22 protein-coding genes and 1 tRNA gene are annotated in these 22103 nt (G+C 68.1%); 7 read left to right on the top strand and 16 right to left on the bottom strand.

The window, feature by feature from the left end; genetic code table 11:
* Positions 1-40: 40 nt before the first annotated feature.
* From QNJ67_15395 to QNJ67_15360, 8 genes are all read right to left on the bottom strand, one after another.
* Positions 41-820: an MBL fold metallo-hydrolase gene (locus QNJ67_15395; GenBank protein MDJ0610360.1), complete on the bottom strand. Its 780-nt coding sequence runs from the start codon at positions 818-820 to the stop codon at positions 41-43.
* Positions 817-1602 carry a TatD family hydrolase gene (locus tag QNJ67_15390; protein ID MDJ0610359.1) on the bottom strand — a complete coding sequence of 262 codons (786 nt, stop codon included), beginning with the start codon at positions 1600-1602 and terminating at the stop codon, positions 817-819. The genes QNJ67_15395 and QNJ67_15390 overlap by 4 nt, the downstream gene beginning before the upstream one ends.
* Complete coding sequence (gene metG, locus QNJ67_15385) at positions 1599-3155, bottom strand: methionine--tRNA ligase (protein ID MDJ0610358.1); 1557 nt, start codon at positions 3153-3155, stop codon at positions 1599-1601. Before metG ends, QNJ67_15390 begins: the two co-directional genes overlap by 4 nt.
* Positions 3156-3208: 53 nt before the next feature.
* A complete protein-coding gene (locus QNJ67_15380) occupies positions 3209-4318 on the bottom strand; it encodes a DNA polymerase III subunit delta' (GenBank protein MDJ0610357.1) in 1110 nt (369 codons plus the stop codon).
* Positions 4315-4974, bottom strand: coding sequence for a dTMP kinase (gene tmk / locus QNJ67_15375; protein ID MDJ0610356.1), 660 nt, complete (start codon positions 4972-4974; stop codon positions 4315-4317). Before tmk ends, QNJ67_15380 begins: the two co-directional genes overlap by 4 nt.
* Before the next feature lie 55 nt (positions 4975-5029).
* Positions 5030-6181, bottom strand: coding sequence for a D-alanyl-D-alanine carboxypeptidase family protein (locus tag QNJ67_15370; protein ID MDJ0610355.1), 1152 nt, complete (start codon positions 6179-6181; stop codon positions 5030-5032).
* A gap of 118 nt (positions 6182-6299) precedes the next feature.
* Positions 6300-7427, bottom strand: coding sequence for a septal ring lytic transglycosylase RlpA family protein (locus QNJ67_15365; GenBank protein MDJ0610354.1), 1128 nt, complete (start codon positions 7425-7427; stop codon positions 6300-6302).
* A 118-nt stretch (positions 7428-7545) separates the two neighbouring features.
* Positions 7546-8790, bottom strand: a complete 1245-nt coding sequence (locus QNJ67_15360; GenBank protein ID MDJ0610353.1) for a lytic murein transglycosylase — start codon at positions 8788-8790, stop codon at positions 7546-7548.
* A gap of 370 nt (positions 8791-9160) precedes the next feature.
* Between QNJ67_15360 and QNJ67_15355 the strand changes: the two genes are divergently transcribed.
* The 4 genes from QNJ67_15355 (at position 9161) to QNJ67_15340 (ending at position 13879) form a co-directional block, all read left to right on the top strand.
* Positions 9161-10720, top strand: coding sequence for a tetratricopeptide repeat protein (locus tag QNJ67_15355; GenBank protein MDJ0610352.1), 1560 nt, complete (start codon positions 9161-9163; stop codon positions 10718-10720).
* A 129-nt stretch (positions 10721-10849) separates the two neighbouring features.
* A complete protein-coding gene (locus tag QNJ67_15350; protein ID MDJ0610351.1) occupies positions 10850-11512 on the top strand; it encodes a response regulator in 663 nt (220 codons plus the stop codon).
* A 205-nt stretch (positions 11513-11717) separates the two neighbouring features.
* A tRNA-Ser gene (locus QNJ67_15345) sits at positions 11718-11808 on the top strand.
* 106 nt (positions 11809-11914) lie between these two features.
* Positions 11915-13879 (top strand): response regulator, encoded by a 1965-nt coding sequence (locus tag QNJ67_15340; protein ID MDJ0610350.1) that lies wholly within the window; start codon positions 11915-11917, stop codon positions 13877-13879.
* A gap of 22 nt (positions 13880-13901) precedes the next feature.
* Here the strand turns inward: QNJ67_15340 and QNJ67_15335 are convergent, their stop codons facing one another.
* Positions 13902-14318, bottom strand: coding sequence for an MGMT family protein (locus QNJ67_15335; protein MDJ0610349.1), 417 nt, complete (start codon positions 14316-14318; stop codon positions 13902-13904).
* 88 nt (positions 14319-14406) lie between these two features.
* Between QNJ67_15335 and QNJ67_15330 the strand changes: the two genes are divergently transcribed.
* Genes QNJ67_15330 through QNJ67_15320 form a run of 3 tightly spaced genes read left to right on the top strand, consistent with a single transcriptional unit; the run spans position 14407 to position 16539 of the window.
* A complete protein-coding gene (locus QNJ67_15330; protein ID MDJ0610348.1) occupies positions 14407-14934 on the top strand; it encodes an isochorismatase family protein in 528 nt (175 codons plus the stop codon).
* Between the two features lie 45 nt (positions 14935-14979).
* A complete protein-coding gene (locus QNJ67_15325) occupies positions 14980-15960 on the top strand; it encodes an NAD-dependent epimerase/dehydratase family protein (GenBank protein MDJ0610347.1) in 981 nt (326 codons plus the stop codon).
* Between the two features lie 21 nt (positions 15961-15981).
* On the top strand, positions 15982-16539 hold the full coding sequence (locus tag QNJ67_15320) for a DinB family protein (protein MDJ0610346.1): 558 nt from the start codon (positions 15982-15984) through the stop codon (positions 16537-16539).
* A 51-nt stretch (positions 16540-16590) separates the two neighbouring features.
* On the opposite strand, the gene QNJ67_15315 is transcribed toward QNJ67_15320, so the two are convergent.
* The 7 genes from QNJ67_15315 to QNJ67_15285 all read right to left on the bottom strand — a co-directional run.
* Positions 16591-17787, bottom strand: a complete 1197-nt coding sequence (locus QNJ67_15315; protein MDJ0610345.1) for an RtcB family protein — start codon at positions 17785-17787, stop codon at positions 16591-16593.
* A gap of 334 nt (positions 17788-18121) precedes the next feature.
* Positions 18122-18676 carry a YdcF family protein gene (locus QNJ67_15310; GenBank protein ID MDJ0610344.1) on the bottom strand — a complete coding sequence of 185 codons (555 nt, stop codon included), beginning with the start codon at positions 18674-18676 and terminating at the stop codon, positions 18122-18124.
* Positions 18677-18691: 15 nt separating this feature from the next.
* On the bottom strand, positions 18692-19150 hold the full coding sequence (locus QNJ67_15305; protein MDJ0610343.1) for an invasion associated locus B family protein: 459 nt from the start codon (positions 19148-19150) through the stop codon (positions 18692-18694).
* 274 nt (positions 19151-19424) lie between these two features.
* Positions 19425-20573, bottom strand: coding sequence for an ATP-dependent 6-phosphofructokinase (locus QNJ67_15300; GenBank protein MDJ0610342.1), 1149 nt, complete (start codon positions 20571-20573; stop codon positions 19425-19427).
* A gap of 31 nt (positions 20574-20604) precedes the next feature.
* On the bottom strand, positions 20605-20853 hold the full coding sequence (gene nrtS / locus QNJ67_15295; GenBank protein ID MDJ0610341.1) for a nitrate/nitrite transporter NrtS: 249 nt from the start codon (positions 20851-20853) through the stop codon (positions 20605-20607).
* A complete protein-coding gene (locus tag QNJ67_15290) occupies positions 20850-21206 on the bottom strand; it encodes a DUF6285 domain-containing protein (protein MDJ0610340.1) in 357 nt (118 codons plus the stop codon). The genes nrtS and QNJ67_15290 overlap by 4 nt, the downstream gene beginning before the upstream one ends.
* A partial coding sequence (locus tag QNJ67_15285) for a phosphotransferase family protein (GenBank protein ID MDJ0610339.1) occupies positions 21206-22103 on the bottom strand: 898 nt, incomplete at its 5' end. The genes QNJ67_15290 and QNJ67_15285, both read right to left, overlap by 1 nt.

The raw sequence follows: 22103 nt of genomic DNA, 5'->3' as shown, positions 1-22103 counted from the left end.
CGGCGGCAGGATCGCCCTGCCCGCCCCACCAGCGTGCGACCTAAAGCTCCAGGACCATGCCGTCGTAGCCCGGCTCGACGCCGGGCGGGCAGCGCGCGGCCAGGGTGGCGTAGTCGACCTGGTGGTTCATGTGGGTCAGCACGGCCCGCGCCGGCTTGACGCGCTCGATCCAGGAGAAGGTCAGCGCCGTGTGGGCGTGGGTCGGGTGGGGCTCGTCCCTCAGGCAGTCGACGATCCACAGCTCCACGCCCTCGAGCGCGGCGAAGGCGGCCTCGTCGAGCGCGACCACGTCGGTCGAGTAGGCGACCGGACCCAAGCGAAAGCCGAGGGTCGTCTCGTGGGGTCCGTGGCCCTGGACGAAGGGCCGGACCTCCAGGGAGCCGACCGTGAAGGCCCCGTCGATCACCCGGTCGGTCATGATCGGACGGTAGAGGCTCTCGGGATCGGCGCTCGAGGCGAAGGCATAGCCGAAGCGCTCGGTCAGGCGGGTCCGGGTCTTCACGTCCATGAAGGCGTCAATTGGCGCGCCCTCGTGGTAAGACAGCCAGCGCAGGTCGTCGAGACCGTGGCAATGGTCGCCGTGGGCGTGGGTGTAGAGCACGGCGTCCAGTCTGGTGATCCCGGCGTCGAGGATCTGGGCGCGCAGATCCGGCGAGGTGTCGATCAGGACCGCGGTGTCGCCTTCCTCGACCAGGATCGAGACGCGGCGGCGGCGATTTTTCGGGTTCGAAGGGTCGCAGGCGCCCCAGTAGCCGCCGGGCTCGCGCCCGGCCAGAGGCACGCCGCCCGAACCGCCGCAGCCCAGAACCGTGACCCTCATGCCGGGCCCGCGGCCTTCGCGAACAGCGCCTCGAAGTTCCGGGTCGTCGCCGCGGCCAGCTCTCCGGCGCCGACACCCTTGAGCTCGGCGAGCTTGGCGGCCGTGTGGCCGACGAAGGCGGGCTCGTTGCGCTTGCCCCGATGTGGCGCCGGGGCGAGGTAGGGCGAGTCGGTCTCGACCAGCAGCCGCTCCAGCGGCACCGCGGCCAGGGTCTCGCGCAGCTCGTCGGCCTTCTTGAAGGTGACGATCCCCGCGACCGAGATGTAGAAGCCCAGGTCGAGCGCCGCCTCGGCGAGGTTCGGACCGGCGGTGAAGCAGTGGATCACCCCCGGAAAAGCGCCCGCCGCGTGCTCTTCCCTCAGCACGCGGATCGTGTCCTCGTCGGCATCGCGGCTGTGCACGATCAACGGCAGGCCGGTTTCACGCGACGCGGCGATATGGGCCCGGAAGCTCGCCTCCTGCTCGGCCCGCGGCGAGTGCTCGTAGTAGAAGTCGAGACCGGTCTCGCCGATCCCGACCACCTTGGGGTCCGCGGCCAGCTCGATCAGCCGGTCGGGTGCCCCCTGCCCCTCCTCCTTCGCCTCGTGGGGATGCACCCCGACCGAGCAGAAGACGCCGTCGAAGCGTTCGGCGATCGCCCGGACCACGTCAAACTCCGAGAGCTTGGTGCAGATCGTGACCATGGTGCCGACCCCGGCCTCCCGAGCGCGCGCGACCACCGTCTCGAGGTCGCCGTCCTTCGCCAGGTAGTCGAGGTGGCAGTGGGAATCGACCAGGCTCATTCCGCCGCCTCTTCCTCGACGTGGCGCGGGAAGACGCCCTCGGGCTTGGGCAGCGGCGTGCCGGGCAGGAGCTGGTTGTCGAGCGACGCGAAGTCTCGCCGATCTCCGGGCACCGCCAGCTGGTCGAGCATCTTGGCCATGGAGTCCGGCATGACCGGCTGGGTCACGATCGCCAAATGCCGGATCGTCTCGGCCAGGACGTAGAGCACCGCGGCCATGCGGTCGGGATCGGTCTTGCGCAGGGCCCAGGGCGCCAGCTCGTCGATATAGCGGTTGGCCGCGCCGACCACGTCCCAGGTGGCTTCCAGGGCCTTGTGGAAGGCCTGGTCCGCGTAGGCCTCGCGCAGGCGCACCACGAGCCCCCTCGCCCGCCCGAGCAGCGCCTCGTCGGCCGGATCGAGCGGCCCGGGCTGCGGCACCTGGGCATCGCAGTTCTTGGCGATCATCGAGAGCACACGCTGGGCCAGGTTGCCGAAGTCGTTGGCCAGATCGCTGTTGATCCGCCCGACCATGGACTCGTGGCCGATGTAGCCGTCGGCACCGAAGGGGATCTCGCGCAGCAGGTAGTAGCGCACCTGGTCGAGCCCGTAGCGCTCCGCCAGGTCCTCGGCGCTCTCGACGTTGCCGAGCGACTTGGACATCTTCTGGCCCTTGTTCATCAGCCAGCCGTGGCCGAAGACCCGCTTGGGCGGCGCGATGCCCGCGCCCATCAGAAAGGCCGGCCAATAGACCGCGTGGAAGCGCAGAATGTCCTTGCCCACCATGTGAAGGTCGGCCGGCCAGTACTTTGAGAAATCGTCGCTTTCGACGTCTGGATAGCCGACCGCCGTGATGTAGTTGGTCAGCGCGTCGATCCAGACATACATGACGTGGTCCGGGTCGTCCGGCACCGGCACGCCCCACTTGAAGGTGGTCCGGCTGACCGAAAGGTCGTTCAGGCCGCCCTTGACGAAGGAGATCATCTCGTTGCGCCGGGTATCCGGCTGAATGAAGGTCGGGTTCTCCTCGTAGAAGGCCAGCAGCCGGTCCTGCCATGCCGACAGCCTGAAGAAGTAGGAGGGCTCCTCGACCCACTCGACCTCCGCGCCCGACGCCTTGGCGACCTTCTTACCGTCGACCTCTTCCAGCTCTTCCTCGCCGTAATAGGCCTCGTCGCGCACGGCGTACCAGCCCGAGTAGCTGCCCAGGTAGATCTCACCGTTGTCCCTCAGCTTGCGCCAGAGCGCCTGGCAGGCGCGCTTGTGGCGCTCCTCCGTGGTGCGGATGAAGTCGTCGTTCGAGTAGTTCATGTTGCGGGCCAGGTTGCGGAAGTTCTCGCTGACCCGGTCGACGTGCTGCTGCGGCGAGACGCCGGCCTGCTCGGCCGCCTTCTCGTTCTTCTGGCCGTGCTCGTCGGTACCGGTCAGGAACTTCACCTCGTGGCCGTCGAGGCGCATGAAGCGAGCCAGGACGTCGCAGGCAAGCGTGCAGTAGGCATGCCCCACATGGGGCACGTCGTTCACATAGTAGATCGGCGTCGTGACGTAGTACGGCGGCTTCGATGGCCCGGCCATGAACGGCTCCCGAATCGGCTGGAGGCTCGCCCGCCTATCTGGCGTCCCGCAACTCAGGCCGCAAGGGACTCAATTTCCAGGAATGCCGTAATCAGAACTTGCTTGCGGTCGAGATTGGCGCTTTCCGTGCGGGCGAAAAGACGGTCGAGGTTTTCCCATAGGGCCAGCCATTGTGCAAGGTTCCGGCGGCGCAGCAGCCGCTCCATCAAGGCGGTCTCGCCCGCGGTGAGCTCGGGCGGGACGCGGCCCTCGGCGGCGCCCCGAACCATGCGCGCGAGCCACCAGGTGAGCAGTCCGCTGACCGTCCGGAAAGCCGCCGGATCCTGGGCCCGTGCCGCCTTGTCGGCGAAGCCGTGGAGCGCCGCCACGTCGAGCCGCGGCAGCCCGTCGAGCAGCTTGAGCAGATCCCGGTAGAGCGCCAGGCCGCCGCTCTCGGCGAGCTCCAGCGCTCGCCCGATGCTGCCCTCGGCAAGGTGCGCGAGGATTCGCCGGTCGGCCTCGGCGACGTCGGGCGCGTAGCGCGCGAGCAGGCTCTCGACCAGTTCCTCGTCCAATGCCGCCAGTCCCAGTCGGCAGCAGCGCGAGTGCAGGGTCGGCAACAGGCGGCCGGGCGCGTGGGAGACCAGCAGGAGGAGGGTCCGCTGCGGCGGCTCCTCCAGCACCTTGAGGACTCCGTTGGCGGCATTGAGGTTCATGTCCTCGGCGCCGTCGACGATGACGATCCGCCAGCCGCCCCGGTCGGCGGTTTGGTGCAGGAAGTGCACGACGGGCCGCACCTCGTCCACCAGGATGGCCGTCCTGAGGCGCCCCCGCTTGGGATCGCGGCTCCGTTCCAGCACTTTGAGATCGGGGTGGGTCCCCGCCGCGACCATACGGAAGACCGGATCCTCCTCCGACAGCGCGAGACCCTCGGCGGTGTCGGCCGGCACATCGCCGAACAGGCCCGGGCCGTCGTTGGCCTCGTCGCCCGCGAGCAGAAAGCGCGCGAAGCGGTAGGCCAGGGTCGCCTTGCCGATGCCGCGCCGGCCGGCGAGCAGCCAGGCGTGCGGCAGGCGGCCGGACCTCTGCGCCGCCAGCAGGGTCCCCTCGGCCCGCTCCTGGCCGAGCAGGAGGGCGTTCTCGCGCGGCAGCGGAACGCTGCCGGAAGGCGCTTCTCCGGTCATGCCAGACCGAGCCTGAAATGCGCATCGAGGCAGTGCCGGACGGCGGCGTGCACGGCCTTCTCGTCGCCGGCCGCGTCGATCACCGCGCAGCGCTCCGGCGCCAGGCGGGCGATCTCCAGGAAGCCCGCGCGCAGGCGCTCGTGGACCGCCCGGTCCATGCGTTCGTAGCGGGTCTCCGCGCCGCCGTCGCCGTCGCGCCGCGCCGCCCGCCGGAGCCCCTGCTCCACCGGCAGGTCGAGGATCAGGGTCAGGTCCGGCGCGAAGTCGCCGACGACCAGCCGGTGCAGATCGGCGATGAGGCCCCGGTCGAGGCCCTGTCCGTAACCCTGGTAGGCCATGGTCGAATCGGCGAAGCGGTCGGAGATCACCCACTGGCCCTGGGCGAGGGCCGGCCGGACCCGCTTGGCCAGGTGCTCCCGTCGGGCCGCGTAGTGCAGCAGCGCTTCGGTCATGGGCTCCCAGCGTCCGACCGCACCGGAGACCAGGAGCGCGCGGATCTCCTCGGCGCCCGGACTGCCGCCCGGCTCGCGGGTTTCGACGACCTCGAGACCCTTTTCCTCCAGCGCCCGCGCGAGCAGGCTCACCTGGGTCGATTTGCCGGCCCCCTCCCCGCCTTCGAAGGTAATGAACTTGCCTCTGGAGCCGGCCGCCGTCATGGCCCGATCCTGACGCCAGGGCCGGGAGCGGTCAATTGCCGGGCGCCGGAGCGCCCTATTGGGCGCCCAGGATGAGCTGGCGCAGGCTGGCGGTGAAGCGGCCGAAGGGGCCGAGCTTGGGGACCTCGGCCCCTGCGAAGAGGGGAACCTCGACCGGCTCGGTCTCCGGCGCCGTGACCACCAGGGTGGCGATCTGGTCCCCCGCGGCCACCGGGGCCGGCACCGGCCCGTCGTAGCGAACCGAGACGGAGAGCTTCCGGCGCGCCTTGCGCGGCAGGGTGACGACGACGTCCTGGTCGAGCACCAGAGGCACCGACGCGCTCTCGCCCAGCCAGACCTCGGCCTCCTCGACCTGCTCGCCGGCTTTGAAGAGGGCGTAGTTGTCGAATTCGCGGAACGCCCAGGTCAGCAGCTTCTGCGACTCGCTGGACCGCTGCTTCATGCTGTTCAGGCCATTGATCACGAGGATCAGGCGGCGGTCCTTGCGGGTGGCTGAGCCGGTCAGCCCGTAGCCCGCCTCCTCCGTGTGCCCGGTCTTCAGCCCGTCGGCGCCCATGTTCTTGTAGAGCAGCGGATTGCGGTTGCCCTGGCGGATGTCGGTCCAGGTGAAGGTCGTCTCGGAATAGTAGCCGTAGTACTCGGGAAAGTTCTCGATGGTCTTCTGCGCCAGGGTCGCCAGGTCGCGCGCCGTCATCCGCTGATCGGGATGGGGCCAGCCGGTCGCGTTGACGAAGCTGCTGCCGTCGAGACCCAGCTCCCGCGCCTTGTCGTTCATCAGCCCGGCGAAGGCCTCCTCGCTGCCCGCCAGGCCCTCGGCCAGCACGATGCAGGCGTCGTTGCCGGACTGCACGATGACGCCGCGCAGCAGGTCCTCGACCCGGATCTCGTCGTTGACCGCCACGAACATCTTCGAGCCGCCCATGCGCCAGGCCTTCTCGCTGACCGGCAGCTTCTCGTCCAGGGTCAGGCGGCCGTCCTTGAGCGCCTCGAAGACCAGGTAGATCGTCATGATCTTGCTCATCGAGGCCGGCGGCATGGGAACGTCGGAGTCGCGCTCGAACAGGACGGCGCCGGTCGTCGTGTCGACGATCAAGGCTTCGCGCGCGGCCGTCTCGATCGCGGCCGCGGGAGCCGTCTGGGTCATGAGCAGCAGCAGGCCGAGGCTGATGAGCCGGCGGGGAAAGCAAAGGGTCGCGGAATGGGACATGGGGTTCTAGCTCACTGAACTGGGGATGTGCCGGAGAGGCGACGCGGCGGGGAGAGGCTGGGTACAGTGTAATCGCGGCGAAAATTGGCCGGACCGATGACCGATCTTTGGTGGGGCGCTAATCGACCATGATCCTCGCGTCCGTGATTCCCGCGCTGTGCAGCGCGTTGAGCACCCGGTCGGCGTGGTCAACGTCCTCCAGGGGCCCGAGGCGGACCCGGAAGAACCAGCGCTCGCCGACCTGGACCTGGGTCACGCCACTGCGGCCGTGGATGGAGAGGCGCCGGCTCAAGCGCGTCGCGTAGTCGCGCCGCAGGAAGGAGCCGGCCTGGACGTAGATGTTGCTCGGGGTGGCCCGCTCCTGGACGACTTCGCCGTCGGGCCAGGGCAACGCGGAGAACCGCGGCCGGGCGTTGGGGTCTGCTGCCCGCTCGGGCGGCGACTGGTCGCTCGGCAGGGCGGCCAGCTGCACGCCGGTCGGCGCGCCGGCGGCCTGGGACCGCGCCATGGCGCGGCGGTGGCGCCATAGGCCCGGCGGCCGCGGCGGCCCGACCCGGGCTTCCTTTACTGTCTCGTCCCCGGCGGCCGCAGCGACGGCCGCGCCGTTAACGGCTGGAGAGGCGGCCGATGCCGGCATGGGCTCGGAGGGCGGTTCGAGCGGAACCGCGCTGACGGCGATCGTCGGCGCCGCCCGGGGTCGCTCGGCGACCTGCGTCAGCCCCTGGGCGACGGCGGCAAGCGTGCGGCTCTCCTCCTCGAGGATCTCCACCCGCACCTTGGCCGTGCCCTGGCGCGTGAATCCAAGCAGGTCGGCGGACCGTTTGGACAGATCGATGATCCGGCCGCGCTTGAAGGGGCCGCGGTCGTTGAGACGGACCACGAGGGAGCGGCCGTTCTGCAGGTTCGTCACCCTGACGAGGCTGGGCATCGGCAGGGTGCGGTGCGCGGCGGTCAGCGCGTCCTGGTCGTAGATCTCGCCGTTGGCCGTCTTCTTGCCGTGAAAGCCCGGGCCGTACCACGACGCGATACCGGTCTCGACATAGTCATAGTCGACCTTCGGGTAGTACCAAATGCCGTCGATCCGATAGGGCCGCCCGACCTTGTACTTGCCGATCGCGCGGTCCCCGCCGAGCGCAGCGGCGTGCGGGCCCAATCCGGCGCCGGATGTCCCGCCCTCCGGGGCGCAGGCAGCAAGCAAGAAGCATAGCGCCAGGGCGCCTGCCTTGGTGAGGGCGGAAGGGATCATGTAGGACGGCTTCATCAACCGCAGCGGACTGACCGTAGACAGTGTCTATTTGGAGTCGAGTCGGCGGAATGCTAGCGATTCGCCCCCGCGACAGCAACGACGCTGTTTCGCGGCCTCCCTAGTTGCCCGATTTTTGACGCAAAGCCTTGAGCAGCTCCGCCGAGGGGTGACCGTCGGCCGGCAGGCTCGCGCGCTTCTGGTAGGCGCGGATCGCGGCCCGGGTCCGGGTGCCGGCGATGCCGTCGGGCGTCCCGGGATTGTAACCCAGGGTGGTAAGAAGTGTCTGAAGCTCTATCACCTCGGCGCGCTTGAGAGGGCGCTCGCCTGGCGGGGGCTGGGCGACCAGCTCGCCGCGCCCCTCGAGCCGGTCCGCCAGGTAGCCGACCGCCAGGGCGTAGAGGGTCGAGCGGTTCCAGATCAGGATCTTCCTGAAGTTCTGGTAGACCAGGAAGGCGGGTCCGCGGTGCCCGGCCGGCAGGATGATCGAGCCCTCCACCTTCGATCTGGGCAGGCGGCTCCCGTCGGCGCGGCGCACCCCCAGGGCACGCCAGGCCGAGACCGTCTTGCGGACCTCCATATGGGCCAGGTCGAAGTCGAAGTTCTCCGGCAGCCGGACTTCCCGGCCCCAGGTTTCCCGGCTGCGCCAGCCGATCTGGCTGAGGTAGTTCGCGGCCGAGGCGAAGATGTCCGGGTAGCTGGCCCAGAGGTCGCGCCGGCCGTCGCCGTCGGCGTCGACCGCATAGTTGAGGAAGGTGGTCGGCATGAACTGCAACTGGCCCATCGCGCCGGCCCAGGAGCCCTTCATCTTCTCCAAGGGGATGTAGCCGGCGTCGATGATCTTGAGGGTGTCGAGCAGCTGGGCGCGGAAGAAGGCGCTGCGCCGCCGGTCGTGGGCCAGGGTGGCGAGGGAGGCGACGACGGGCAGCTTGCCGGTGTAGCGGCCAAAGGCGCTCTCCAGGCCCCAGAAGGCGATCAGGTAGCGCGGCGGCACCCCGTACTCAGCGTAGACCCGCCGGAGCAGCTTGTCGTGCCGGGCGAGCTGCGCCCGCCCCTGCGCGACGCGTTCCTCGGTGATCACGTTGGCCAGGTAGGTCCAAAAGGTCTGGGTGAACTCCGGTTGCCGCCGGTCGAGCTCGATGACCCGCTCGACCGGCGTCAGTCCGGTCAGGGCAGCGTCGAGCGTCTGTGACGAGATGCCGGCGGCCAGCGCTTCGCGCCGAAGGCCGTCGAGCCAGGCATCGAAATCCGAGGTCTCCGTCCCGCCGACGGCCTGGCCCGGCGCCGGCCAGAGCAGAAGGCAGACAAAAAGAACGAAGAGCCAATGTCCGAACCCGGGCGAGACCCTGGCGGCGCCTTTAGTCACTCGTCGCTCCCGAAATTCCGTCCGCGGTGAACAGCGAGGGCCGTGGAGGCCACTGGTCGATCGACCTGGCGAGTGTTGTGCCACAGCGACCCCAGGCGTGCAATCGTCCCAAGAGGAACACCTCCCAGACGAAAGTCGCGCAGAACAATGGAATCTAAATACTAATAAGGTCTGTTTGCTCCATTACTCGTGAAGTCATGGTAAATGAAATGTCAACGAATTCAATGGCTTTAAAGTATTTATTAACGATGCATTTTAGGGGCTTCTTAAGGTTGCCAGCCGATATTCGAATTAACTCTACGCGAAAAGCGTTCGTGGCGAAACGAACGCCCGAGCGGTCGGACTGATCAGCGTTTACAGGATGTTGAGGATGCACAGGAAGCGTTCGGCCCGTTGGGTCTACAAGATGACGACAGCCATGGCCTTGGCCCTGCTCGCTGCCGGCTGCGCGACTGATCCTCTCGGCAACCGTTACTCGCCCGACATCAACGACGAGAAACAGCGCGCGGAGATGCTGCTGCGCTATTGCGGCAAGCTGGTCAGCGCCGGAGACCTCGTGGTGGCCGCGAGCATTTGCCAGCGCGCCTACGAGACCAACCCGAGCGATCCCGAGCCGCTCTTCCGACTCGCCGACATCTACAAGCAGCTCGGCGCCATGGAGCAGGCGGGCAACGTCTATCGCCAGGCGCTGATGATGAATCCCGAGGATTTCGAGGCCCTCTACGGGCTGGCCAAGACCTCCTTGGACCTCGGCAAGTTCGACGAGGCCGAGGGTCAGCTCGAGCGTGCGCTCCAGGTCAACGACCAGGATCCCCGGGTCTACAACGCTCTCGGCATCGTCAAGGACCAGAAGGGCGAGCACTCGGTCGCCCAAGCGCTCTACCGGACCGGTCTCCTGATCGACCCGGGCAACGTGCCGTTGCGCAACAACCTCGGCCTCTCCCTGGCGCTGACCGGCGAGCAGGGCGAGAGCATCGAGATGCTGCGCGGAGTGGCCGGCGCGCCCGGTTCCGGCTTCGTTTCCTCGCAGAATCTCGCGCTGGCCTCGAGCTACCAGGCACCGGTACAGGAACGCGAGGGCGACGGGCCGATCGAGATCCGCAGCACGGATGACTTCGAGCTCGCCTCCGCGCCCATGTTCGAAGACGGAGCCGAGGCCGCGACCGCCAGGGCCAAGCCGCTGCAGAAGCAGCCGGGCCGCCCCGCAGAGCCCCTCGGGGACGGCGCCGAGACCAACCTCGCGGCGGCGGCCCCCGGCAAGCCGGTCCAGCTCGGCTCGGCGACCGGCACGGTGGGATCCGCGGCCGAAGGCGGCCCCGGCAGCGACGTCTCGGCAAGCCTCCCGGCCGGTTTAGGGTCCCGCGCCAACGACCCGTCGGAAATCGGCCGCACCACGTCGCGCAAGGCCCCCAAATCCCGCAGTGCCAAGGGCAAGACGGCGAAGCAGACCGCGGCCAAGCCCGCCATGATGGCGGACAAGGAGTACCGCGTGCAGCTCGGCGCCTTCCAGAGTGAGGCGAGCGCCGACAAGGCCTGGAACCGGCTGATGGAGAGCTCCAAGGACCTGCTCGGCGATCTCGACCGCAAGGTGGTCAAGGCCGAATCCGGGACCGACCTCGGCGTCGTCTACCGCCTGCGGGCCGGTCCGCTCGACAGCCGCGCCGCCAGCGACGACCTCTGCGCAAAGCTGAAGGAGCGCAGCCTGGGCTGCTTCGTGGTCGCACCCGCCAAGGGCAAGGCAGCGGCCAAGGCGCCGGTTCCCACGATGAAGATCGAGTCCAAGCCGCTTCCCGCGCCGATCAACCCGGCGCCGACGAGCACCCCGGCGGCACAGAGCCAGCCGTCCGGCAGCCCGGCGCCGACACCGCTTCAGACGCCGGCGACCCAGGATCGCAAGGCCCTGGCGGACCCCACGCAGATCCAGGGCTGATCCCGGTTCGGCGGGGGTCCAGCACGCGCAAAATCCGCACCGCGGATACGCTTTCTTGGGAACTCGGCGTCTAGTCTCGAGGAAATGGCGGCCTGACCAACGCGCCGCCAAGCGAAGAAGTGCAGCGCCGTGCATATACTCTATGTCGACGACGATCTGACCATCACGGAAACGGTCAAGCTCATGCTGGCCGAGGACTTCCACACCTGCGACAGCACCCGCTTCGGCGAGGAAGCCGTGGCCCTGGCCGAAAAGGGCCTCTACGACATCATGATCCTCGACATCCTGCTGCCGGATATCGACGGCTACGAGGTGCTCGAGCGGCTGCGCGCCAAGAAGATCGAGCTTCCCTATCTCATCCAGTCGGGTCTGCTGGACCAGGACAGCGAGTACTCCGGCCTCACCCTCGGCGTCGGGGAGTTCCTCTCCAAGCCCTTCACCAAGGCGCAGCTCATTGACAAGATCAACCAGGTGGTGGTGCGCTCGGATATCCAGTCGATACCGAAGCCCGAAGAGCTGGTCGGTCGCGTGCGCTTCAGGCCGAACGGCGAGAAGCGGCGCCACACCCGCTTCCGCACGGTCACGCCGGCGCGCATCCTGTCCGGCTACGGCATCGACTGCACGATCATCAACATGTCCTTCGACGGCGCGACCATCCGGCTGAACGAGCCCATGGACTACTACCCCCAGGTCTTCGACCTGCGCCTGCGCTCCGCCGCCTCCTACCGCTGCGAGGTCCGCTGGAAGAGCGATCTCCTGATCGGCGTGAAGTTTCTCAGGGTCGACTTCTGAGGCCGCCTGCCAGGTTGGAGACCGCGGAGAGCGCCAAAGGATCTTGAAAACCAGTGCGGTCAGGCGCTTTTCTATTGCCGACGCGCGGGATGGGTGGCCGAGTGGGTGAAGCTGTGAGCGGGGGCGAAGGTCCAGTGGACCTTCGGCCAGCGAGCAGGGTCTTGAAAACCAGCGCCGTCAGGCGCTTCTTTATTGCCGACGCGCGGGATGGGTGGCCGAGTGGTTGAAGGCACCGGTCTTGAAAACCGGCAGGGGTGAATAGCTCCTCGTGGGTTCGAATCCCACCCCATCCGCCAGAGCCCCTACCCCAATACGTAACCCGCCCTTAACCCCTCGATTTCACCCTTACTTCATAGCTCTGGGTTAGTCTTTTACTCATAAAGGGCAAAATTTGGGGCGAACATGTCTAAAAAAATGGGGAATTCACGGTCCGAGGGCCGGAAGGCCCAGTGGGACCTCCTCTTCACGGTTGTCCTCACCATGGGCGTGTTGGCCCTGGGCCACGTTTTCGACATCCCAGACCCCTGGCGGAAATGGACCGACCCCCTGGCTTTCGTCGTCGCCTGCCTCGCGATCGCCTGGTACGCGGCACGCCGCTGGAGCGAGTTCAAGTCCCAGGTCAAGGAGACCGAGCAGGCCAACGCCCAGCTGATCGCCGAGATCGAGAAGCGCGCCGAGACTGAGGCCGCGCTCGAGGCGGCCAAGGCGCGCGCCGAGGCGGCCGCCGAGCGGGCCCAGCGGGCCAACCAGGCCAAGTCGGAGTTCCTGGCCAACATGAGCCACGAGGTGCGCACGCCGCTCAACGGCGTCCTCGGCATGGCCGGGCTGCTGCGCGATTCCGACTTGGACGACACCCAACGCGAGTACGCCAAGACGATCCTCCGCTCCGGCGAGGCGCTCCTGACCGTGCTCAACGACATCCTCGACTTCTCCAAGATCGAGGCCGGCAAGATGCAGCTCGAGATCTCGGAGTTCGACATCGTCGGGCTGATCGACGGCACGGTCGAGCTGCTGGCGCCCCAGGCCCACGGCAAGGGGCTGGAGATCCCGACCTACCTCTCGTCATCGGTGCCCCACCGGCTCCGGGGTGACGACGGGCGGATCCGCCAGGTGCTGCTCAACCTGATGAGCAACGCGATCAAGTTCACCGAGACCGGGGGCGTGTCGATCGAGATCGCCGTCCAGGTCGAGGAACAGCGCGGCGACGCCCTGGTCCTGCGCTTCGAGATCGCCGACACGGGCATCGGCGTGCCGCCGGACCTCAGCGAGCATATCTTCGACGAGTTCTCCCAGGCCGACGGCTCGACCGCCCGCCAGCACGGCGGCACCGGGCTGGGCCTGGCGATCTGCAAACGCCTGGTCGCCATGATGAACGGCGAGATCGGAGTCGAGAACCGGAAAGACGGCGGCAGCCTGTTCTGGTTCACAGTAGCGCTGGAGCCGAGCGACGGCCGGGACTCCTGGGCGCTCGCGCTGGAGCCCCGGGTCACGGGGCGCAAGTTCCTGGTGGTCGACGACAACGCGGTCAACCGCCTGGTGTTCGAGCGCCAGTTGCAGGCCCTCGGCGCGACGGTGGTGACCGCGGCCAGCGCCGAGAGCGCCATGGCAAAGCTCGAGGTGGCGGCCACGGATGACGCGCCCTTCGACATCGCGATCATCGACCACATGATGCCCGGCACAGACGGCATGGATCTGGGCGCCATGATCCGGGAAGCGAACTGGCACAAGCCCAGCCTCGTGCTGTCCTCCTCCTCCGGCCTGATCAATTCCGACCGCAAGGCCTGGCAGTACGGCTTCGACGCCGCCCTGCCCAAGCCGCTGCGCCCCGGCGCCCTGATCCGCTGCGTCAACCGCCTGTGCGGCCAGAACCGTCATGGAGAGCACGACGACGCCCCCTGCGGACCGATCGACCTGCGGTCGCGCCGCCTGCTGCTGGCCGAGGACAACCACATCAATCAGAAGATCGCGATCGCCTTTCTGAACGCCGAGGGCTACCGGGTCGACGCGGTCGCCAACGGCGTCGAGGCGATCGAGGCGCTGCGCAACATCGGCTATGCGCTGGTCCTAATGGACATTCAGATGCCCGAGATGGGCGGCATGGAAGCGACCCGGAAGATCCGCGAGATGGGCGGCGAGTCGGCGAGCATCCCGATCATCGGCCTGACCGCCCACGCCATGGCCGGCGACCGCGAGCGCGCCATCCAGGCCGGCATGAACGACTACGTGACCAAGCCGATCGACCGCCAGGACCTGATCGAGAAGGTGGCGTACTGGACCAACGCCGACCAGGAGCTGCTGGAGATCGACGGCGGCCTGAAGAAGGCCGCGGAGAAGGCACACACGGAGGACGAGCGCCAGGTGGGCTGAACGGGCCAGTTGACCGGGCTCGCTAGAAGCGCCACCGCCGCCAGGCGCCCTCCCGGCGCCGTCCAGCGCTCCGCAGCGTAATCGCTTCGATGTCGAAACCGTTCTCCTCGAGCCATCGCCAGCTCGGCCCGGACCAGGCGACCTCCGCGAAATCGACCCGGCCGAGGCGGTCGAAGACCACGCCTTCGGCGCGCAGCCGACGGGCCTGCTCGGGGCTCTCGCCCCCCTCCCTCCGCAGGGAGATCCGCCCCCCGCTGTTGATCACCCGCTGCCAGGGGACGTCGCTGCCCGGCGGCACGGCCGCCAGGGCGAAGCCGACCACCCGGGGCGTCGCCGCGCCGGCGACCAGCGCGACCTGGCCATAGGTCGCCACCCGGCCCGCCGGAATCTGGCGCACGATCTTGTGGATGCGCTCGAAGGCGTCGGTGTCCTGGCTCATCGAGACCAGTTTACAGGCGCGGCCGCCGATTTTGCGTTCTTCGCGCCCCTCGCCGTGCTAAGGCCTGGGCCGCGAGGAGGAAATCCCCATGCTCGATGCCCAGACCTCCGCTCTGGTCCTGGTCGACTTCCAGACGCGCCTGATGCCGGCGATCGACGGCGGCGCCGCGGCGGCCGAGCGCGCCCTCCTTCTGGCCCGAGCGGCGCGGCTGCTGGGCATCCCGGTTCTCGCGACGGAAGAGAACCCGGAAGGGCTGGGCCCGACGCTGGAGGCCTTCGCGGGGCTGCCAGACCGGGTGATCGCCAAGCGGCATTTCGACGCCGCCGCCGAGCCCGCCCTGCCGTCGCTGCTCGGCGACCGCGAGGCCGTGCTGCTGTGCGGCTGCGAAGCACACGTCTGCCTGCTTCAGACCGTTCTCGGCCTGCAACGGCGCGGGCTGGCGGTCGCCGTCGCCGCCGACGCCGTCGGCTCGCGGCGGGCCTCGGACAAGGCGGCCGCGCTGGCGCGCATGGAGAGGGCGGGCGTCGCGGTCTACACGGCGGAGATGGCGATCTTCGAGTGGCTGAAGGACTGCGATCATCCTCGCTTCAAGGAGATCCTGGCGCTCGTCCGCTGATGCCGCCTACTCTTTCGTAACCCGATCTGGCGAGACTTCGAGACCATGACCATCCTCGTTACCGGCGCGGCCGGGTTCATCGGCTTCCATGTGACAGAGGCGCTCCTGGACCGGGGCGAGGCGGTCGTCGGAGTCGACAATCTCAACGACTACTACGATCCGGCCCTGAAACGGGCCCGCCTGGCCCAGCTCGACGGCCGCGCGGGCTTCACCTTTCATCACGCCGATATCGCCGACCGGGCCGCCATGACGGCGCTCGCCAAGGACAACGCCTCGATCACCGGCGTGATCCACCTGGCGGCCCAGGCGGGGGTGCGCTACTCGCTGATCAATCCCTACGCCTATGCCGAGACCAACATGCTGGGCCAGCTCGTGATGCTGGAGACCTGCCGGCAGCTGCCGAAGCTGGAGCACCTGGTCTACGCCAGCTCGTCGTCGGTCTACGGCGGCAACAAGACCCTGCCCTTCTCGGTCGAGGACCGGGTCGACAACCCGGTTTCGCTCTACGCGGCGACCAAGCGCGCGGGCGAGCTGCTGTCCCAGTGCTACGGCAACCTCTTCGACCTGCCCCAGACCGGGCTGCGGTTCTTCACGGTCTACGGGCCCTGGGGCCGCCCCGACATGTCGGCCTACCTCTTCACCAAGGCGATCTTCGAGGGCACGCCGATCAAGGTGTTCAACCAGGGCAACATGCGCCGCGACTTCACCTTCATCGAGGATATCGTCGCCGGGGTCCTGGCGGCGCTGGACCGCCCGCCGGCCCGGCAGGGCGACCACCCGCCGCACCGGGTCTACAACCTCGGCAACCACCGCTCGGAGGAGCTGCTCCGCTTCATCGAGGTCATCGAGCGGGCCTGCAACCGCAAGGCGGTCAAGGAGATGGCGCCGATGCAGGCGGGCGACGTCCAGGAAACCTACGCCGACATCGCGGCCTCGCGCCGCGACCTCGGCTTCGATCCCGAAACGGCGATCGACGAGGGGATCCCCCGCTTCGTCCAGTGGTACCGGGAGTACCACGGGGTCTGAGCCCCGGAGAAGGGCAGAACCATGACCGTTCGACTCTTCCAGGTTCAGGCACGCAATAACGCCTGGGCCAACTTCCGCCTCTTGTCCGCTTGTGCGGCGCTATCGCAACAAGACTTCGAAGCCCCGCGCGTCGGCTTCTTTCCTTCCCTCAAGGCGACCCTGAACCATATCCTGATCGTGGACTGGTTCTACGTCGACGCCCTGGAGGGCGGCGAACTGGGCCCCGCCGCATCGGAAGACGAGACGCCCTGCGCGACGATCGAAGACCTGCGGCGCGAACAAGCCGCCGTCGATAGACGCCTGATCGCCCACTGCGATGCCCTCTCTGATCCCGACCTCGCCGCAGCCGTGAACCTGGTGCGGGCCGACGGCGTTCGGGTCGAGCGCCGCGACCGCGTGCTCCTGCATCTTTTCCAGCACCAGACCCACCACCGCGGCCAGGCCCACGCCATGCTGTCCGACACGGCCGCCGCGCCGCCCCAGCTCGACGAGTTCTTCCTGGCCCAGGACCGGGACCTGCGGGCCGTGGACCTCGCGGCGCTGGACTGGGAAGAAGACAGCCTCTGGAAGGGCTTCTAAGCCCGCCACGGGTCCGCCGGGCGGATTCCCGGCGGCCCCCCTCGCCACGTTCTATCCCTTGACGCAGACCACCTGCTTCAGGGTGTGGACGATCTCGACCAGGTCGTCCTGGGCGGCCATCACGGCGTCGATGTCCTTGTAGGCGCCGGGCGTCTCGTCGAGCACGCCTTCGTCCTTGCGGCATTCGACGCCTTCGGTAGCGGCCACATGGTCCTCGACCGTGAAGGCCTTCTTGGCCGCAGTGCGCGACATCGCCCGCCCGGCCCCGTGGGAGCAGGACAGGAAGGACTCCGGGTTGCCCTTGCCCTTCACGATGAAGGAGCGGGCGCCCATGGAGCCGGGAATGATGCCGAGCTCGCCCTTACCGGCCCGGACCGCGCCTTTCCGGGTGACCCAGACATCGGCGCCGAAGTGACGCTCCCGTACTGCGTAGTTGTGGTGGCAGTTGACCGCCTCCTTCTCCGTGGTGAAGCCCTTGAACAGCTTCCGCATCACGCCGAGCACCCGGTCCAGCATGATCTGCCGGTTGACGAAGGCGAAGCGCTGCGCCCAGGTGAGCGCCTCGACGTAGTCGTCGAAATGCTCGGTGCCTTCCGGCAGGTAGGCCAGGTTCCGGTCCGGCAGATTGACCCGTGTCCGGCGCATGTCCTCCTTGGCCAGCTCGATGAAGGCCCGGCCGATGTTGTTGCCGATGCCCCGGCTGCCCGAGTGGAGCATGACCCAGACCCGGTCGGCCTCGTCCAGGCAGACCTCGAGGAAGTGGTTCCCCCCGCCGAGCGAGCCCAGCATGTAGGAGGGATGCCGCTTCTTCGGCACGACCTTGGGATAGACCTCCTCGAGCCAGGCGTAGCCCTGGGCGAACTCGCCCTCCCAGGCCTGCTTGGCCGGCCCGCTGAGCCGCTGGTTGATCGCGGCGCCGAGCGGAACCGCCCGCTCGATCCCGTCGCGCAGCTCGGCCAGGCTCTCAGGCAGGTCGTGGCTGGTCAGCGAGGTCCGGACCGCGCACATGCCGCAGCCGATGTCGACGCCGACCGCAGCCGGAATGATCGCGGCCTTGCAGGGTATCACGCTGCCCACGGTGGCGCCCAGGCCCCAATGCACGTCGGGCATTGCCGCGACGTGCTTGTGGACGAAGGGCAGCCGGGCGACGTTGACGAGCTGCTCGACCGCGGCATCCTGGATCGGCACGCCCTGGGTCCAGGCCTTGATCGGCGTGGCCCCGGTCTCCAGAAGGTTGTACTTGGACATTGCTCCGGTCCTTTTGCTCGATGGCGGGATCGGGAGGGGCCGGAATCAAAAAAACCCTTCCCGGGGGTTCCGGAAAGGGTCCGAATGGTCCGAGGGTAGCTCTCGCTACGGCGTCAGACCAACCGCCTTTCCGGCACGCGTACGCGGATTACCGCTGACCCTCTTGAGGTCAGCGCCGGTATTCCGCGGGCTTTCCGACAATGCTTGTAGGCGGTTCACGTTACGGCTTCCTTGGTCTCGCCCGCCAGGATCGGCGGAGCGCGGGGAAGTTGCCTCAGGTGGATTGCGAAGTCAACCAGAGCGGATCTGCTTTAGGGTCCCTGCCCCAAGCCTATCAGTCTCCCGGGCTCGCGCGCCGCTCGGCGAGCGACCGGCGCTGGGGCACCAGCATCAAGAGGACATCCAGCGGGAGGATCGTGAGGTCCCGGCTCCAGTGGTAGAGCCAGCGCAAGGTGCCGAGCTGACGCCGGTCGCTGCGGACCGAGCCCGCCGCAGCCTTGACGCCGGCGAGGAGCAGCAAGGCACGGCAGCGGTCGACGTGGTAGCGGCTGGAACAGGCCGTCACGCTGCGCACGTCCCTCCGCGCTTTCAGGATTTGGCTGCACAGCACGGCCGAGTCCAGGGTGTCCCGGGCGGCATCCTCGATGAAGACGCGGTCGTTCTTCGCGCCGAGTTCGAGCAGGAGGCGCCGCATGACCTCGGCCTCGCTGGGGCCGTGCCTCCCGCGCCCGCCGGTGACCAGAAAGGCGGCGTCGGGGTTGCTTCGCGCCATGGCGAAGCTGCCTTCCACCCGGTGCCTCAGGGTCGCGCTCGGTGAACCGTCGGGCCGGACCGCCGCGCCGAAGATCACGTAGAAGTCTAGGTCGGGCGGCCGGGACGGCTTGGCCACACCAGGCCTCCCCGTCTACTGCAGAGAATTCACGGCGGCCGTGAAGCCGGCGAAGGAAATCGGCACCGCGACATTCTGCATGGCCGGCAAGGCGCGGAAGCGGATTGTCCCTTTGTTCCCTTTTTTCAATGCGTTGAGAAGCGGCGTCTCGAGCGGAATATGCACTTGGCAGCCGTCTTTCAAGCAGATCACGTAGGGATGCTGGGTCGGTTGCCCGTCATCCACGGTGAACTCGATTCCCGGCCTGAGATCGACGCCCAGGGGAAGCATCACGATCACCCGCCCGGCCGGCTGGTTCGGCGGCATGGCGACCACGACATTCATGATGTTCTTCTTGTTGTTGGTCTCGAAGACCGTCTGGAAGATGACGCACTCGCGTTCGGCCGGGTTGTTCGGATTGACCTCGCACCGGGCCGTCCAGTCCTTGAACTTCTGCCCATCCTCGGGCAGGGCTAACGCCGGCCGGGCGGCCATCAGGGCCAGGGCAATCAGGGCGAATCCTGCAGTTGCCGCGCAGAACGTTCGGCTGGACATATCGTCCTCCGCACCATTGAAACCGTCCTCGGGCGGACGCGACTGTTATCTGCCTGCCCGGCCCTGACCCGTCAAGCCTGGAGCCGGTCCAGGATCGAGGTAAGGTCAAAGTCTTTCTCTATAACACTCTGATTTCACTATTTATTTCTTATCCCAATCGGAACCGCACAGCAAAATGTGATCGTGACGTGTTCGCGATACCCAAGGCCATCGGTCAATAGAGATACATGGGCTTGCCGCGCACCATCCGGATAATCGGCTGATAGGTCTCGGGATCGTAGAGCTCGCCGACGTCGACGCGCTTCTCGCCCTGGGTGCAGATGTCGACCGGCACGGTCTGGTAGTTGCCGTCGCGCAGCGCCATCATCAGGCCGCTCTCTCCCGCCTCCAGAGATTGCACCGCCATGGTGCCGAACGCCGATGCCGCCATGCGGTCGAGCGCAAGCGGCGTCCCCGCGCGCATGAGGTAGGCCAGCTTTTGGTTGACGATGCCCTCGCCGGTCCGCTCCTTCAGCGCCTGGCCGAGCACCTCACCGATGCCGCCAAGCCGTCGGTGGCCGTAGGCGTCGGGCTCGCCAGACTCGACGATCGCGCCGCCGACCATGCTGGCCCCCTCGGATACCACGATCACCGCATAGTTCGAGGGGTTCGCCGCCTTGTCGGCCATCACCAGCCCGGCCAGCTTGTCGATATCGAAGGGAACTTCGCTGATCAGGACCCGGTCGGCCCCGGCCAGATAGCCGGAAAGCAGGGCGGTCTCGCCGCTGTTGCGGCCAAACAGCTCAACCACTGCGATGCGTTCGTGGCTGCCGGCCGGCGTGCGCAGGGCGTCGATGAACTCCACGCTTCGGCCCACCGCCGTGCCGAAGCCGATGCAGTAGTCGGTGCCGAACACGTCGTTGTCCATGGTCTTCGGGCAGGCCATGACCTTCTGGCCTTCCTGGTGCAGCCGGGCCGCATAGGACAGGGTGTCGTCGCCGCCGATGGCGATGAGGGCGTCGATCTTGAGCTTCGCGAGATTCGCCATGACCCGGTCCGTGCAATCGATGCGATCGCCCGCCGCCTTTTCCGGCTTGTGGCCCGCCGGCAGGTCCTTGACGGCGACCTTGCCAGGGTTGGTCCGTGAGGTGTGGAGGATGGTGCCACCGGTCCGGTCGATGCCGCGCACCGCCGTCGCGTCGAGCGGCAGAACGTGATCCCGTACCGATTCCTCGTCGTCCGGATTGACGTGCAGGGGGCCGGCCCAGCCGCGGCGGAAGCCGAGCGCTTCCCAGCCGAGCGACGCCGCCCGGGTCACGATCGCCTTGATGCAGGGATTGAGGCCGGGCACGTCGCCGCCGCCGGTCAGAAGAGCTATGCGCATCGCATCCCTCCGGTTCTCGGCGCGCGGCCGATCAACATCCTTCGGCCGCCCCGCCACCACGTTTAAGCATCGTTCGCCTCATCGAAACCGCGCCGTAGGTGGCGACGCAGAAGGGCACGAAGTAGTTTAGCGCGATCTTGTAGAAGCTGGGTGTCGAGCCGGCCAGTATCACATCGCCTTGGTTGATCGCCGTCAGGATCGATCCCACGACCAGGGCTGTAACCATCGACCGCCGCGGCACGCCCTCGCTCGTGGCGAGCCTCAGAAAGCCCGGTGTCATGGCACCGCCTTCGGCAGCAGCTTGGGATTGCTGATCGCCAGCCGGGCGGTCGCGTCGCGGAGCAGGGCCTCGTAGACCGCGCGGTCGCCGTCCCACTCGCCGGCCCGGATCGCGGCGGCCAGTGCCTTCCCGGCGTCTTCCGGAGCAACCGGCTCGTCGAGCAGGGCGGCGAGACGCGCCGCCTCCTCGGCCTCGTCCCGCACCGCGGCCGCTTCCCGGGCGGCCATCGCCATGGCGCTCGCCACCATAAGTGCTTCGTAGCGGCGCGCTTCCGGGAGCGCCGGCATCAGGTCTTCCAGCAGGGTCTTGCGCGCTTGCCAGAGCAGCGCCTCGGCTTCGGGCCGGTCGCGCATCAGGCCGCACCCCAGTTCGGCGGCGGGGTCTCGCGCAGGATCTCGTATTCCAGTTCGGCGGCGCGGCGGCCGGTCAGCGCCAGGTCCAGCGAGGCTTCACCGCCGGTCAGGAACCGCTCGCCCTGCTGCAGGGCGATCACCGCCCAGCGCAGGTGAGCCACGACTTCCCAGTATGCCACCGCCGCCGGATCGATCCGCCTGCCGGAAACTCGCTCGTAGCCGCGATAGAAAGGCGCCCGCGCGGCGATGCCGCCAGCTTCCCGGTCGTCGTGGCCGAAACGCCAGCATTTGGCGCAGAACCAGCCCAGATCGCTCATGGGATCACCCAGGGCGCAGAACTCCCAGTCGAGGATTCCGGTCAGGCCTTCGGCGTCGACCATGTAATTGCCTGTACGAAAGTCCTGATGCACCAGGACGATCTCCTCGCAGGGTGGCGCCATGACCTCGCACCAGCGCAGGCCCCACTCCAGGGCGGGACGCGCCGCGCCCAGGCGGTCGAGGTGCTCCCGATAGCGGGCAACCGTGTGCCGGCCGGGATTGCCCTCGGGCCGCTCGAGGAAGTCCAGGGCCGGGCCGGTGGGGATCGCGTGGATCCTTGCGAGCTCCTCGCCCAGGCGCTCGGCCAGCCCGTCCCGGCCGCAGGCGGGGCCATCTCCGCGCACGATTCCGTAGCCGACCGCGGTCCCGCCGACCCGCCGCATCAGGTAGAAAGGCTTGCCCAGGACGCCCGCGTCCTCGCACAGCAGGAGCGGCTCCGGCACGGTGACCCGGGCGTCCCAGGCCGCCTGCAGGAGCCAGAACTCCTGCGCCCGGGACAGGCTGACCGCGACGCCCGAGGGCGCGTCGGTGCGCAGCACCAGCTCGTGGCGCCCGTCCAGCGCGCCGCCCCGGACCTCG

The organism is Kiloniellales bacterium (assembly GCA_030064845.1).
GTDB lineage: Bacteria > Pseudomonadota > Alphaproteobacteria > Kiloniellales > JAKSDN01 > JASJEC01.
Note: the sequence above shows the minus strand (reverse complement) of the source record. Positions and strands in the feature narration are given on the sequence as shown.

What these genes read in the sequence shown, in the direction of transcription:
- QNJ67_15370 (MDJ0610355.1), bottom strand. Translation starts at nt 6,181, where the DNA reads ATGTCCCATTCCGCGACCCTTTGCTTTCCCCGCCGGCTCATCAGCCTC.
- QNJ67_15340 (MDJ0610350.1), top strand. Translation starts at nt 11,915, where the DNA reads ATGTCTAAAAAAATGGGGAATTCACGGTCCGAGGGCCGGAAGGCCCAG.
- QNJ67_15300 (MDJ0610342.1), bottom strand. Translation starts at nt 20,573, where the DNA reads ATGCGCATAGCTCTTCTGACCGGCGGCGGCGACGTGCCCGGCCTCAAT.
- QNJ67_15315 (MDJ0610345.1), bottom strand. Translation starts at nt 17,787, where the DNA reads ATGTCCAAGTACAACCTTCTGGAGACCGGGGCCACGCCGATCAAGGCC.
- QNJ67_15320 (MDJ0610346.1), top strand. Translation starts at nt 15,982, where the DNA reads ATGACCGTTCGACTCTTCCAGGTTCAGGCACGCAATAACGCCTGGGCC.
- QNJ67_15355 (MDJ0610352.1), top strand. Translation starts at nt 9,161, where the DNA reads ATGCACAGGAAGCGTTCGGCCCGTTGGGTCTACAAGATGACGACAGCC.
- QNJ67_15330 (MDJ0610348.1), top strand. Translation starts at nt 14,407, where the DNA reads ATGCTCGATGCCCAGACCTCCGCTCTGGTCCTGGTCGACTTCCAGACG.
- QNJ67_15305 (MDJ0610343.1), bottom strand. Translation starts at nt 19,150, where the DNA reads ATGGCCGCCCGGCCGGCGTTAGCCCTGCCCGAGGATGGGCAGAAGTTC.
- nrtS (MDJ0610341.1), bottom strand. Translation starts at nt 20,853, where the DNA reads ATGACACCGGGCTTTCTGAGGCTCGCCACGAGCGAGGGCGTGCCGCGG.
- QNJ67_15290 (MDJ0610340.1), bottom strand. Translation starts at nt 21,206, where the DNA reads ATGCGCGACCGGCCCGAAGCCGAGGCGCTGCTCTGGCAAGCGCGCAAG.
- QNJ67_15380 (MDJ0610357.1), bottom strand. Translation starts at nt 4,318, where the DNA reads ATGACCGGAGAAGCGCCTTCCGGCAGCGTTCCGCTGCCGCGCGAGAAC.
- metG (MDJ0610358.1), bottom strand. Translation starts at nt 3,155, where the DNA reads ATGGCCGGGCCATCGAAGCCGCCGTACTACGTCACGACGCCGATCTAC.
- QNJ67_15395 (MDJ0610360.1), bottom strand. Translation starts at nt 820, where the DNA reads ATGAGGGTCACGGTTCTGGGCTGCGGCGGTTCGGGCGGCGTGCCTCTG.
- QNJ67_15390 (MDJ0610359.1), bottom strand. Translation starts at nt 1,602, where the DNA reads ATGAGCCTGGTCGATTCCCACTGCCACCTCGACTACCTGGCGAAGGAC.
- tmk (MDJ0610356.1), bottom strand. Translation starts at nt 4,974, where the DNA reads ATGACGGCGGCCGGCTCCAGAGGCAAGTTCATTACCTTCGAAGGCGGG.
- QNJ67_15335 (MDJ0610349.1), bottom strand. Translation starts at nt 14,318, where the DNA reads ATGAGCCAGGACACCGACGCCTTCGAGCGCATCCACAAGATCGTGCGC.
- QNJ67_15365 (MDJ0610354.1), bottom strand. Translation starts at nt 7,427, where the DNA reads ATGATCCCTTCCGCCCTCACCAAGGCAGGCGCCCTGGCGCTATGCTTC.
- QNJ67_15325 (MDJ0610347.1), top strand. Translation starts at nt 14,980, where the DNA reads ATGACCATCCTCGTTACCGGCGCGGCCGGGTTCATCGGCTTCCATGTG.